We start from the raw sequence: 13601 nt of genomic DNA, 5'->3' as shown, positions 1-13601 counted from the left end.
CGTCCACCCCGACCCTCCCGGAGCCGCCGACGGGATCGCCGACTCCGGGGACGGGGCCGGGAGGCGTGACGCCGCCCCGGCGTCCCCCACCGCCGCCGCGCCCGCGGACACCCCGGGGGACGCTCCGCCGCTGCCGCCGGAGCGCTCCTACCGTCTGCCCGTCACCGACGAGCTGTGCTACCGCTTCCGGGCCCGTCGGTGGGCCCACGGCCATTGGCAGGTCGACCCCGACTCCATCACCCCGGAGGCCGACCCCCTGCGGTTCGTCGCCCTCGCCCACGACGGGTTGCTCGGACTGGGCGGTGACACCACCGGCCACCTCATCCGGGAGCTGACCGCCACCCTGGCCGCCGACACCCTCCTGGCCTCCCGGGCACTAGACGCGGCGGCCACCGCCGATCTGGGCTACGCCGAACTGGAGGGGCACCAGACCGGCCACCCCTGGCTGGTCGCCAACAAGGGGCGGGTCGGCTTCTCCGCGTCCGACGCGGCCCACTGGGCCCCCGAGGCCCGGCGGCCGGCCCGACTGCCCTGGATCGCCGCCCACCGGGCCCTGGCGCGGTACCGGGGCGTGTCCGCGCTGGCGGACCCCGACACCCTCTACGGGCGGGAACTCGACCCGGGGGTCCGGGAGACCTTCGCCCGCACCGTCGCCGACCGGGGGCGGAACCCGGACGACTACCTGTGGTTGCCGGTGCACCCCTGGCAGTGGGACAACACCATCGCCACCCTCTTCGCCCGCGAGGTCGCCGAGGGCACCCTCATCCCGCTGCCCACCGACGGCGACCGGCGGCTGCCCCAGCAGTCCATCCGCACCTTCGTCAACCTCGATCGTCCGGAGCGACGCGGCGTCAAGCTGCCGCTGTCGGTGCTCAACACGCTGGTGTGGCGCGGACTGCCCACCGAACGCACCCTGGCCGCGCCGGCCGTGACCGAGTGGATGCTGGGCCTGCGCGACGCCGATCCCTTCCTCGCCGAGGAGACCCGGGTCGTGCTGCTCGGCGAGACCGCCTCGGTCACCGTCCCCCATCCGTTGTACGACGAGCTGCCCAGCGTGCCCTATCAGTACCGGGAACTGCTCGGCTGCATCTGGCGGGAGCCGATCGCCGCCCACCTGGACCCGGGGGAGCGGGCCCGCACCCTCGCCGCACTGCCCTCGGTGGGCGCGGACGGGCGCGCGCTGGTGGCCGAGTTGGTGGGGCGTTCGGGGCTGGGCGCCGAGGAGTGGCTCTCCCGCCTCTTCTCCGCCCTGCTGCCGCCGCTGTTGCACTTCCTTTACCGCTACGGCACGGTCTTCTCCCCGCACGGCGAGAACGCCGTGGTGCTCTTCGACGCCGACGACGTCCCGACCCGACTGGCCGTCAAGGACTTCGTCGACGACGTGAACCTCAGCGCCGAGCCGGTTCCCGAGCGGGAGGGCATACCGGAGGAGGTCGCCCGGATTTTGTTGACCGAGCCGTCCTCCTTCCTGCCGCAGTTCATCCACTCCGGCCTGTTCATCGGGGTGTTCCGCTACCTGGCGCCGGTGTGCGCGCAGCACCTCGGGGTGCCCGAGGGGCGCTTCTGGGCCCTGGTGCGCGCGGAGATCCTGCGCCATCAGCACCGCTTCCCGGAGTTGAAGCGCCGATTCGAGCAGTTCGACCTGCTCTCCCCGCGCATCGACCGTCTGTGCCTGAATCGCAACCGGCTCCACCTGGACGGGTACCGGGACCGGTCGGAGCGCCCGCACGCCGCCGTGCACGGTACGGTCGTCAACCCGCTGCACTCGCCTCCCCCGCTCGCTCCCCCGCTCCCGTGAACGGGTGACGGGGCGTCGACGAGCGCCCCGATCCGCCGGGGCCGGCCGGATCCGTCGGCCGGCCCCACCGGGCCGGATCCGGTGTCGGAGGGACCGCGTAGGGTGTCTGCGCTATGAGCGCACCTTCCGGCGGTCCCGCCGTTCCCGAACTCCTGCACGCAGCGGTCGGTGCCATCGGCGGCACCGAGCGGCCCGGCCAGGTGGCGATGGCGGAGGCCGTCGCCGCGGCCGTCGAGGAGGACACCCACCTGTTGGTGCAGGCCGGCACCGGTACCGGCAAGTCCATGGGTTACCTGGTACCCGTCCTGGCCCGGGCCGAGCGCGCGGTCATCGCCACCGCCACCCTCGCCCTCCAGCGGCAGCTCACCGAGCGGGACCTGCCCCGGGTCACCGAGGCGCTGCGCCCGCTGCTGGGGCGCCGCGCGGAGTTCGCCACCCTCAAGGGCCGCTCCAACTACCTGTGCCTGCACCGCCTCCACGAGGGGGTTCCGCAGGAGGAGGAAGAGGGACTGTTCGACCCCTTCGAGGCGGCCGCCTCCGCCGGCGGGGCGAGCAGCAAACTCGGCAGGGACCTGCTGCGGCTGCGGGACTGGGCCGACGAGACGGAGACCGGCGACCGCGACGCGCTGACACCGGGCGTCTCCGACCGCGCCTGGTCGCAGGTGTCGGTCTCCTCCCGCGAGTGCCTGGGCGCCACCCGCTGTGCCTACGGCGCGGAGTGCTTCGCCGAGGCCGCCCGCGAGCGCGCCCGGCTCGCCGAGGTCATCGTCACCAATCACGCGCTGCTGTCCATCGACACCCTGGAGGGCGCCTCGATCCTCCCCTCCCACGACGTGCTGGTGGTGGACGAGGCCCACGAACTGGTCTCCCGCGCCACCGGCGTGGCCACCGGCGAGCTGACCCCCGCCTCGGTGGCCCGGGCCGCCCGGCGCGCGGCCAAACTGGTCGACGAGAAGGCCGCGGATGCCCTGCAGAACGCCTCCGACGGTTTCGAGGCGCTCATGGAACTGGCCCTGCCGGGACGGCTGGAGGAGATCCCGGAGGACCTGCGCCACGCCCTGGCCCTGTTGAGGGACGCCTCGCGCACCGTGATCACCGCCCTGGGGGGCACCCGGGACGCCTCGGTGGAGCAGGAGGACGCCGTACGGCGGCAGGCCCTGGCCTCCGTGGAGACCGTGCACACGGTCGCCGAGCGGGTGCTGGAGGGCTCGGAGTACGACGTGGTCTGGTACGAGCGCCACGAACGCTACGGGGCGTCGCTGCGGGTGGCGCCGATGTCCGTCTCGGGCCTGCTGCGGGAGAAGCTGTTCGCCGAGCGCTCGGTGGTGCTCACCTCCGCCACCCTCAAACTGGGTGGGGACTTCGACGGCGTCGCCGCCTCGCTCGGCCTGCCCCCGGAGGCACGGCAGGGGCCGGAGGACCCGCCGTGGCGGGGTCTGGACGTCGGGTCGCCGTTCGACTACCGGCGCCAGGGCATCCTGTACGTCGCCCGGCACCTGGACCCGCCCGGGCGCGAGCCCGCCCGCCCGGACACGATGGCCGAGCTGGCCGGGCTGATCGAGGCGGCCGGGGGACGCACCCTGGGCCTGTTCTCCTCGATGCGGGCGGCCCGGGCGGCGGCGGAGGAGCTGAGGGGCCGGCTGCCCCACCCGATCCTGCTCCAGGGCGAGGAGACCCTGGGGGAGCTGATCAAGGGCTTCGCGCAGGACCCGGAGACCTGTCTGTTCGGCACCCTGTCGCTGTGGCAGGGGGTGGACGTGCCGGGGCCGTCCTGCCAACTGGTGGTCATGGACCGCATTCCCTTCCCCCGGCCGGACGACCCGCTCACCGGTGCGCGGCAGAAGGCGGTCGAGGAGGCCGGGGGCAACGGCTTCATGGCGGTGGCGGCCACCCACGCGGCGCTGCTGATGGCCCAGGGCGCCGGACGGCTGGTGCGGGCGGCCGGTGACCGGGGGGTGGTGGCGGTGTTGGACTCCCGGCTCGCCCGGTCGCGGTACGGGAGCTTCCTGCGGGCCTCGATGCCGGACTTCTGGTACACGCACGACGCGGCGCAGGTGCGCCGCTCGCTGGCGGCGATCGATGCCGCGGCGAAGGAGGCCTGAGCCGGTACCGGTCGCCTCCGCCCGGCCGGCGCCGTCCGACATGGTCGGGAGGCGGGTGTCGGCCCGGCGCGGGGCTCCCTCCGGGGCCGCTCCGACGCCGGGTCGGGGGTAGTCGGGAAGGGACATCGGTGCCGAGGGGCCCGGCCGCTCGGCGGGGCCCCGCGGGCGAACCGCGCTCGGAGACGAGAGGGGCCGGCCCCCGGCCCGGGGACGCCCGCAGGCCCGCCCGCGGCCTCTCCGGGGGCCACCCGGGCGGGCCCCGCTCCCGTGGCCCGCGCTCGCGACACGGCGCGGCACGGTGGTCGGGCGGCGCGGACGAGGGGGACGGCCGGACCGCCGACCCGTGCGGTCCGGTGCGTTTCCCCCGTGGTCCCGGCGGTTCCGCCCCACCGGGGGCGCGGTCCCGGGCGGTGGGATCCACCGCCCTCCGCGCCGTGCCCGGTCTCAGACGCGGCGCATCACCGCGACGACCTTGCCCAGTATGGTCGCGCTCTCACCGGCGATGGGCTGGTAGGCGGGGTTCTGGGGGAGCAGCCACACCTGGCCGTTCTCCCGCTTGAACCGCTTGACGGTGGCCTCGCCGTCGATCATGGCGGCGACGATGTCGCCGTTCTCCGCCACCGGCTGACGCCGGACGGTGACCCAGTCGCCGTCGCAGATGGCCGCCTCGATCATGGAGTCACCGACGACCTTGAGGACGAACAGCTCACCGTCGCCGACCAGCTGCCGGGGGAGGGGGAAGACGTCCTCCACCGACTCCTCGGCCAGGATCGGCCCACCCGCGGCGATGCGGCCCACCAGCGGCACGTAGGAGGCGGCCGGGCGGCCGGAGGTGTCCGAGGGCTGCGGGGTGGGGGTCTCCGCGCCGCGCACCTCGTAGGCGCGGGGGCGGTGCGGGTCCCGGCGCAGGAATCCCTTGCGCTCCAGGGCCATCAGCTGGTGCGCGACCGAGGAGGTGCTGGAGAGGCCGACGGCCTGTCCGATCTCCCGCATGGAGGGCGGGTAACCGCGGCGCTGGACGGAATCGCGGATGACCTCGATGACGCGCCGCTGGCGCTCGGTCAGTCCGCTGCTGTCCGCCCGAATACCCGGCGGACGACCGGGAAGGGATCGCCCGGCGGGAGCCTCCCCGGTGCGGCCCGCCCCCGGCGGCGCGGTGATGGTGTTGTCTGCTGCGGTGGTCATGTCGCCCCTCTCGTGCGTACTCCCTGGCCGGTCAACGCTATGGGGTATCGAAAGGTTGCGCCAAACACACGTTCGAGTGAAATATGGCGATTCCGCTGAGGAGATCATGGTCGGCGGTGTAAGGAATGCCGTTTTCCGGTGAAATCCGGTGGTGACGCCCGCCGGTCGGGGCGCGCCCTCCCGGGATCGTGGCCGGGTCGCGTGGTGAACTCCTCCCGGCCGGATCGGAGTTCGAGCGGTGGGGTGCACCCGGGTTCCCCGGGTCGCTCCCGGCGCCCGACCCGGGTTCCGCGGGCACCGGCGGGCCGGCGTATTCTCGCCCGGTCGCCCCCGCTCCCGGGTTCGGGTGCGGACCACCGCGGACAACCGCGGACGACGGGGCGGCCCCCGGGGCGCCCGCCGCATCGGATGCGGAGCTTGCGGGAGGTGCGGGGTTCGCGTGTGGATCCGGGGCCGCCGCGCGCAGTCGCGCCGGTGCGGCCGGTGATCTCCGCACGTCGGCGCCGGGAGGGCGCGGCAGCGGGCCCGGCGGGGTGACCCCCGGCACTCCCCGATCGGCGGCGTGTCGGTCCCGGGCCCCCCAGATCTAGTGGTTAGATGGCTCGCGACTCCCCAGGGGTTGTGGTTCCGAGGTCTCATTCGGGCTCCGCATCGCCTATGCTGGGGAGCGTTCCGCGGGGGCCTTTCGGCCCTTGTGGAACCGTTGCGCGGTGCTTCGAGGGGCCGCCGGGTAAGCCCGGTGCCGACCGCTCGGAACCGCCACCGGATCGACGGGTCCACCACATCGGGCACCACATCGGAAGGGGAGCGGTCGCGATGCACTGCCCTTTCTGTCGTCATCCGGACAGCCGGGTCGTGGACAGTCGCACGGCCGACGACGGCACCACCATCCGGCGCCGCCGCCAGTGCCCCGACTGCTCCCGGCGCTTCACCACGCTGGAGACGGCGGCCCTCATGGTGGTCAAGCGCAGCGGGGTGACCGAGCCCTTCTCGCGGAACAAGGTCATCGCGGGGGTGCGCAAGGCGTGCCAGGGGCGACCGGTCACCGAGGACGCCCTCGACCGACTCGGCCAGCAGGTCGAGGAGGCGCTGCGGGCCGGTGGCCGTGCCGAGTTGTCCGCCCACGACGTGGGCCTGGCCATACTCGGCCCGCTCCGGGAGCTGGACGCGGTGGCCTACCTCCGGTTCGCCTCGGTCTACCGGGCCTTCGACAGCCCGGAGGACTTCGAGGCGGCCATCGAGGAACTGCGCCGGGAGCGACCACCCGCCGGCGCCGACTGACCGGCCGGCCCCGTACCGCACCGTTCCGCGGAGCGGTGGGGCACGCGGGGAGGCGGCGTCCCCGCCCGTTTCCGGGCGGACCCGCCGGGCGGGCACCGGCGCGGGGACGTGATCGACCATCCGGCGAAGCCCGGGGCGGGGCGGCGCGAGGAGCGCCCCGAACCCCGGCGTCCGCCGTGCGCGGCGGCACCCGCCACGGCACCGAAGTACATCCGTGTCCCGGACCAGGAGCCGGGCACACCAGGGCGTTTCGCCCGAAGAGGGAGGCGGCATGACAGAGACGACGAGCGGTTCGGCACGGGGTTCACGCGGCAAGGGGACCAAGTCCGGCGGCAAGGGCGCGGCCCCCAAGGGCATGCGCATGGAACGCATCCACACCACCCCCGGCGTGCACCCGTACGACGAGGTGGCCTGGGAGCGGCGCGACGTCGTCATGACCAACTGGCGCGACGGCTCGGTCAACTTCGAGCAGCGCGACGTGGAGTTCCCCGACTTCTGGTCGGTGAACGCGGTCAACATCGTCACCAGCAAGTACTTCCGCGGGGCCGTCGGTACCCCGCAGCGCGAGACGAGCCTCAAGCAGCTCATCGACCGGGTGGTGAGCACCTACCGCGCGGCCGGTGAGGAGCACGGCTACTTCGCCTCCCCGGCCGACGCCGAGATCTTCGACCACGAGCTGACCCATGCCCTGCTGCACCAGGTCTTCAGCTTCAACTCCCCGGTCTGGTTCAACGTCGGGACCAAGCAGCCCCAGCAGGTCAGCGCCTGCTTCATCCTCTCCGTGGACGACTCCATGGAGTCGATCCTGGACTGGTACAAGGAAGAGGGGATGATCTTCAAGGGAGGTTCCGGCGCCGGCCTGAACCTCTCCCGCATCCGCTCCTCCAAGGAACTGCTCTCCTCCGGCGGCAACGCCTCCGGTCCCGTCTCCTTCATGCGCGGCGCCGACGCCTCCGCCGGCACCATCAAGTCCGGGGGTGCCACCCGGCGCGCCGCGAAGATGGTCGTGCTCGACGTCGACCACCCCGACATCGAGGCCTTCATCGACACGAAGGTCAAGGAGGAGGAGAAGATCCGCGCCCTGCGCGACGCGGGCTTCGACATGGACCTCGGCGGGGACGACATCACCTCCGTCCAGTACCAGAACGCCAACAACTCGGTACGGGTCACCGACGACTTCATGCGGGCCGTCGAGAACGGCGAGCGGTTCGGCCTGCGCGGCCGGCTGAACAACGAGGTCATCGAGGAGGTCGACGCCAAGGCGCTCTTCCGACGGATGGCCGAGGCCGCCTGGGCCTGCGCCGACCCCGGCATCCAGTACGACGACACGATCAACCACTGGCACACCTGCCCGGAGTCCGGCCGCATCAGCGCCTCCAACCCGTGCAGCGAGTACATGCACCTGGACAACACGTCCTGCAACCTCGCCTCGCTCAACCTGATGAAGTTCCTCCACGACGACGGCAACGGCGTCCAGAGCTTCGAGGCCGAGCGCTTCGCCAAGGTGGTCGAACTCGTCATCACCGCGATGGACATCTCCATCTGCTTCGCGGACTTCCCCACCGAGAAGATCGGCGAGAACACCCGCGCCTTCCGCCAGCTGGGCATCGGCTACGCCAACCTCGGCGCCCTGCTGATGGCCACCGGCCACGCCTACGACTCCGACGGCGGACGCGCGCTGGCCGGCGCCATCACCTCCCTGATGACCGGCACCGCCTACCGCCGCTCCGCCGAACTGGCCGCCGTGGTCGGTCCCTACGACGGCTACGCCCGCAACTCGGAGGCCCACCTGCGGGTCATGCGGCAGCACTCCGACGCCAACGCCGCCGCGACCCGCATGGACGACCTCGACACCCCGGTGTGGAACGCGGCCACCGAGGCCTGGGAGGAGGTGCTGCGACTGGGCGGGAAGAACGGCTTCCGCAACGCGCAGGCCAGCGTCCTCGCCCCCACCGGCACCATCGGCCTGGCCATGGGGTGCGACACCACCGGCATCGAGCCGGACCTGGCCCTGGTCAAGTTCAAGAAGCTCGTCGGCGGCGGCTCGATGCAGATCGTCAACACCACCGTGCCGATGGCCCTCAAGCGGCTCGGCTACCCGACCGAGCAGATCGAGGCGATCGTCGCCCACATCGCCGAGAACGGTTCGGTGACCGACGCCCCCGGCCTGAAGACCGAGCACTACGAGGTCTTCGACTGCGCCATGGGTGAGCGTTCGATCTCGCCGATGGGTCACGTGCGGATGATGGCGGCCGCCCAGCCGTTCCTCAGCGGGGCCATCTCCAAGACCTGCAACGTCCCGGAGAGCGCGACGGTGGAGGAGATCGAGGAGATCTACTTCCAGGGCTGGAAGCTCGGGCTGAAGGCGCTGGCGATCTACCGCGACAACTGCAAGGTCGGCCAGCCGCTGTCGGCGAAGAAGAAGGGCGACACGGGCGCCACGGGCGCCACGACGGTCGGCGCCGTCGCGACCGTCGCCGCTCCCGTCGCGGCCCCGGCCGCTCCGGCGACGGTGGAGCACCACCCGGTGCGCAAGCGCCTGCCGAAGGGACGGCCCGGCATCACCACCTCCTTCACCGTCGGCGGCGCCGAGGGCTACATGACGGCCAACTCCTACCCGGACGACGGGCTGGGGGAGGTCTTCCTGAAGATGTCCAAGCAGGGCTCCACCCTCGCGGGCATGATGGACGCCTTCTCCATCGCCGTCTCCGTCGGCCTCCAGTACGGCGTGCCGCTGGAAACCTACGTCTCGAAGTTCACCAACATGCGCTTCGAGCCGGCCGGCATGACCGACGACACCGATGTCCGGATGGCGCAGTCGATCGTCGACTACATCTTCCGTCGCCTGGCCCTGGACTTCCTGCCGTTCGAGACCCGCTCCGCCCTGGGCATCCACACCGCCGAGGAGCGTCGTCGTCACCTGGAGACCGGTTCCTACGAGGCCGTCGGCGGCGAGGAGCACGAGGTGGACGTGCAGGGGCTCTCGCAGTCCGCGCCCACGGTGTCCCCCGCCTCCACCACGCCGTCCGTGCCGGCGCAGCCGGTCCGACCGGAGTCCCCCGCGCCGGGCCAGGCGCGCACCAACGCCGAGCTGGTGGAGATGCAGCTCGGAGTGAGTGCCGACGCCCCGCTGTGCTTCTCCTGCGGCACCAAGATGCAGCGGGCGGGCAGCTGCTACATCTGCGAGGGCTGCGGCTCCACCAGCGGCTGCAGCTGATCGCGGGCACCCCTCGGGGGTGAACGTCCGGCCGGGGCGGCGGAACCGGGGAACCGGTTCCGCCGCCCCGCGCGCGTGCGGTGCCGCCGTGCGCCGGGCGGGCTTCCCCCGTCCGGCGTCGGCCGGGCCGCCGGGGCCGTACGATGGCGCGGTGCTGGTCAAGTGGATTCGCTGCAACGTCGTCGAACGGACCGGTTTCGAGCGGGGGCAGCGGAAGTGGGCGGGCCTCCTCGGGGAACCCGGCTTCCGCGGGCAGGGCGGGGGCTGGAGCCGGAGCGACCCGGGGGTGGCGCACATCTTCTGCTTCTGGGAGAGCCGCGCGCTCTACGACTCCTTCATGGCGCGCTCCCACGCCCGCCTGGCGTCCTCCCAGGCCGGTACCCACCGCGACGAGAGGGTGCGGCTCTTCGACTACCGCTTCGACGTCAAGATGGGCTTCGAGCCCCGCTTCACCGACGTGGACCTGCTGCGGGTCGCGCACTGCCGGGTCCACGAGGATCGCACCGAACACTTCTCCCTCATGCAGCGGAAGGTCTGGAACCCCGCCATGGCGGGCAGCCCCGGCATGGTGCGCGGGGTCTTCGCCGAGGCGGAGGAGGACCGGGAGTTCCTCGTCCTGTCCATGTGGGACTCGGCCGCCGAACGCGCCAAGTACCGCACCGAGCGGGTGGAGCGCCTGGTGCTGCGGGCCGGTACCGGCGCCGACCTGGCCGCTCTCGCCGGGGACGTGATCGACCTGGAACCCGCCTGGACCGTTTGAGCTCCGGGCGCGACCCCCGGGATCCGCCCGGCGTACGGGCCCCGCCGGGGGCCGGTACCACCCCGACCGGGCCCGGCCCGTCGGCGGGGCGCCGGATCGGCCTCGTGCCGGGCGTCCCCTCCGGGCCCCCGGTCGGAACCCCGATCCGGCGAGGGGCCGGTTTCCGTGCCGACCGTGCCGGGTCCCCCGAGGGGGCGAACCCCGGTCGGGGCGGCGCTAGGGTGGATCACGTCATGACCGGTTTCCCCTCCGCTCCCGCGAGCGGGCTTTCCGCCACGCGCCGCGCGTCCTCCGCCCGTCCCGTCCCCGCCCACACCGTGGAACGCTCCCTGCGGGCCCGCACCGGCGCCCGGCTGGTCGCCGGGATCGACGAGGTCGGACGAGGTGCGTGGGCCGGCCCCGTCACCGTCTGCGCCGCCGTCACCGGCCTGCGTCGCCCCCCGGAGGGCCTGACCGACTCCAAGCTGCTCACCCCGGCCCGGCGCGCGGAGATGGCCGCCCGGCTGGAGGAGTGGGTCACCTCCCGGGCCCTGGGCCACGCCTCCCCGGAGGAGATCGACACCCTCGGCATGACGGCCGCCCTCCGCCTGGCCGCCGTCCGCGCCCTGGAAGCCCTCCCCGAGCGGCCCGACGCGGTGATCCTCGACGGCAGCCACGATTACCTCGGCCCGCCGTGGACCGTCCGCACCGTCGTCAAGGGCGACCTGTCCTGTGTGTCGGTGGCGGCGGCCTCCGTCCTGGCCAAGGTGGACCGGGACGCCCGACTCGCCGAACTGGGGCGCGAGCACCCCGACTTCGCCTTCGAACGCAACGCCGGTTACCCCTCGCCCACCCACCGCGCGGCGCTGGAGCGCCTGGGGCCGACCCCGCACCACCGCCTGAGCTGGTCCTACCTCGACGCCCTCCCGCGCTGGCGGCATCTGCGGAAGCCGCCGCCCGTCGCCCCGGGACGGCCCCGCCGCCCGGCGGCGGAGGGCCCGCCGGCGGGGCAACTCGGCATGTTCTGAGCCCGGTGCGCCCCCGCCCCGGTGCGCCCGGGGCGGGGATCGAGTGCCCCGCGCCGGGCGCACCGGGGCGGCCCTCAGCCCTGCACGGCGAGCACCAGCGGCAGCACGCCCGGGACCCCGGACCGTCGCAGCAGGCGGGCGGCCACCGCCAGGGTCCAGCCGGTCTCGGTCCAGTCGTCCACCAGGAGCACCGGGCCGTCGACCGAGGGCAGCGCGGCGGCCAGCCCGGCGTCCGGCACCAGCGAGTCGTGCAGCGCGCGCAGACGCTGGGCACCGTTGCTGCGAGGGGTGTGCGGGCCGGTGACCGTCACCGAACCGAGCAGGGGCATCCGCCCGACCTCGGCGATACGGGCCCCCAGGCTCGCCACCAGGCGGGGCCGGTCGCGGGAGGCCACGGTGACCACGCCCACGGGACGGGACGGGGCATCCGGCTCCCCGGAGGCCCAACCACCCGGCCCCCGCGCCCAGTCGGCCAGCACCTCCACCACCGCCCGCACGACGTCGTCGGGGACCGGACCGTCCGCCTCCCGATCGCTCAGCAACGGGCGCAGCCGGTTCCCCCAGCCCAGGTCGGACAGACGCCCCAGGGCCCGGCCGGGCGCGTGCTGCTCACCCGCGGGGATCCTGCCCCGCAGGTCCACACCGACCGCCTGCATGCCGGTGGGCCACATCCGGCGCGGTTCGATCGGTACCCCGGGGCGGCGCAGGTCGCGCCGTGAGGCGGCCAGCGCCTCCTCGTCGACGGAGGTGTCGAATCGGGCCCCCGCGCAGTTGTCGCAGCGCCCGCAGGGAGCGGCACCCTCGTCGTCCAACTGGCGCCGCAGGTACGCCATGCGGCAGTCGGAGAGGTCGGCGTACTCCAGCATGGCGCGCTCCTCCTCGGCACGCCGCCTCGCCACCCGTTCGTACCGCCCGGTGTCGTAGACCCACGGCTCGCCGGTGCCGATCCACCCGCCCCGCACCCGGCGCACCGCGCCGTCCACGTCCAGCACCTTGAGCATGGTCTCCAACCGGGACCGGCGCAGGCCGACCAGTGGTTCGAGGGCCGGCAGCGACAGCGGCCGCTCCGACTCGCCGAGCACCCGCAGGGTCTCGCGCACCTGCTCCTCCGGGGGAAAGGCCAGGGAGGCGAAGTACTTCCAGATCGCGGCGTCCTCCGGTCCCGGCAGCAGGACCACCTCGGCGCGATCGGTGCCGCGCCCCGCCCGACCGATCTGCTGGTAGTAGGCGATGGGGGAGGAGGGCGAGCCGAGGTGTACGACGAAACCCAGATCCGGCTTGTCGAACCCCATGCCCAGGGCCGAGGTCGCCACGAGCGCCTTCACCCGGTTGGCCAGCAGGTCGGACTCGGCGGCGGCCCGCTCGGCGGGCTCGGTGCGGCCGGTGTAGGCGGCGACCTCGTGGCCGCGTTCGCGCAGATGGGCGGCGGTCTCCTCGGCGGCGGCGACGGTCAGCGCGTAGACGATGCCGGAACCGGGCAACTCCTCCAGCCGCCGGTCCAGCCAGGCCAGGCGGTGGGCGGGATCCGGCAGTCGGACCACCGACAGCCGCAGGCTCTCGCGTTCCAGGGAGCCGCGCAGGACCAGCGCACGCCCCGCGCCGTCCCCCGCGTCCTCCGCCGGTGGGCCCCCGGTGCCCAACTGCTCGGCGATGTCGTCGGTGACCCGGGCGTTGGCGGTGGCGGTGGTGGCCAGGACCGGTACGCCCTCGGGCAGGTCGGCCAGGACGGTGCGCAGCCGACGGTAGTCGGGCCGGAAGTCGTGGCCCCAGTCGGAGATGCAGTGCGCCTCGTCCACCACCAGCAGCCCGGTTCCGGCGGCCAGGCGGGGCAGCACGTGGTCCCGGAAGTCGGGGTTGTTCAGTCGCTCGGGGCTGACCAGGAGGACGTCCACGTCACCGTCGGCGATCTCCTTCTCGATCCCCTCCCACTCCTCGGGATTGGCCGAGTTGATGGTTCGGGCCCGGATACCGGCGCGCGCGGCGGCCTCGATCTGGTTGCGCATCAGGGCCAGCAGGGGGGAGACGATGACGGTCGGCCCCCCGCCCTCGCGGCGCAGCAGGGCGGTGGCCACGAAGTAGACGGCCGACTTGCCCCAGCCGGTGCGCTGGACGACCAGGGCCCGCCGGCGGTGCGCCACCAGCGCCTCCACGGCGCGCCACTGGTCCTCCCGCAGCACGGACCCGGGGGTTCCGACCAACTCGGCCAGCACCTGTCTCTTATCCACATCTGACCGCTGCCGACGAAGCTGCA

8 protein-coding genes are annotated in these 13601 nt (G+C 73.6%); 6 read left to right on the top strand and 2 right to left on the bottom strand.

The window, feature by feature from the left end; all coding sequences use genetic code 11:
• Positions 1 to 34 precede the first annotated feature (34 nt).
• Positions 35 to 1798: an IucA/IucC family protein gene (locus FOE67_RS04545; RefSeq protein WP_182660658.1), complete on the top strand. Its 1764-nt coding sequence runs from the start codon at positions 35 to 37 to the stop codon at positions 1796 to 1798.
• A gap of 113 nt (positions 1799 to 1911) precedes the next feature.
• Positions 1912 to 3900: an ATP-dependent DNA helicase gene (locus tag FOE67_RS04540; RefSeq protein ID WP_182660656.1), complete on the top strand. Its 1989-nt coding sequence runs from the start codon at positions 1912 to 1914 to the stop codon at positions 3898 to 3900.
• A 444-nt stretch (positions 3901 to 4344) separates the two neighbouring features.
• On the opposite strand, the gene lexA is transcribed toward FOE67_RS04540, so the two are convergent.
• Positions 4345 to 5085: a transcriptional repressor LexA gene (gene lexA / locus FOE67_RS04535; protein WP_182660654.1), complete on the bottom strand. Its 741-nt coding sequence runs from the start codon at positions 5083 to 5085 to the stop codon at positions 4345 to 4347.
• Between the two features lie 816 nt (positions 5086 to 5901).
• On the opposite strand from lexA, the gene nrdR reads away from it, so the two are divergent.
• The 4 genes from nrdR to rnhB all read left to right on the top strand — a co-directional run bounded on the left by nrdR (position 5902) and on the right by rnhB (position 11350).
• A complete protein-coding gene (gene nrdR / locus FOE67_RS04530) occupies positions 5902 to 6366 on the top strand; it encodes a transcriptional regulator NrdR (RefSeq protein ID WP_182660652.1) in 465 nt (154 codons plus the stop codon).
• A 271-nt stretch (positions 6367 to 6637) separates the two neighbouring features.
• Positions 6638 to 9583, top strand: coding sequence for a vitamin B12-dependent ribonucleotide reductase (locus FOE67_RS04525; protein ID WP_182660650.1), 2946 nt, complete (start codon positions 6638 to 6640; stop codon positions 9581 to 9583).
• 151 nt (positions 9584 to 9734) lie between these two features.
• On the top strand, positions 9735 to 10343 hold the full coding sequence (locus tag FOE67_RS04520) for a YdbC family protein (protein ID WP_182660648.1): 609 nt from the start codon (positions 9735 to 9737) through the stop codon (positions 10341 to 10343).
• Between the two features lie 233 nt (positions 10344 to 10576).
• On the top strand, positions 10577 to 11350 hold the full coding sequence (rnhB, locus tag FOE67_RS04515) for a ribonuclease HII (protein WP_182660646.1): 774 nt from the start codon (positions 10577 to 10579) through the stop codon (positions 11348 to 11350).
• Between the two features lie 74 nt (positions 11351 to 11424).
• Here rnhB and FOE67_RS30935 read toward each other — a convergent pair whose 3' ends face one another.
• On the bottom strand, positions 11425 to 13575 hold the full coding sequence (locus FOE67_RS30935; protein ID WP_182660644.1) for a RecQ family ATP-dependent DNA helicase: 2151 nt from the start codon (positions 13573 to 13575) through the stop codon (positions 11425 to 11427).
• Between the last annotated feature and the right edge of the window lie 26 nt (positions 13576 to 13601).

The organism is Streptomyces calidiresistens (assembly GCF_014141525.1).
Taxonomy (GTDB): domain Bacteria; phylum Actinomycetota; class Actinomycetes; order Streptomycetales; family Streptomycetaceae; genus Streptomyces; species Streptomyces calidiresistens.
The sequence above is the reverse complement of the archived record's forward strand: the minus strand, read 5'-3'. Positions and strand labels throughout refer to the sequence as shown.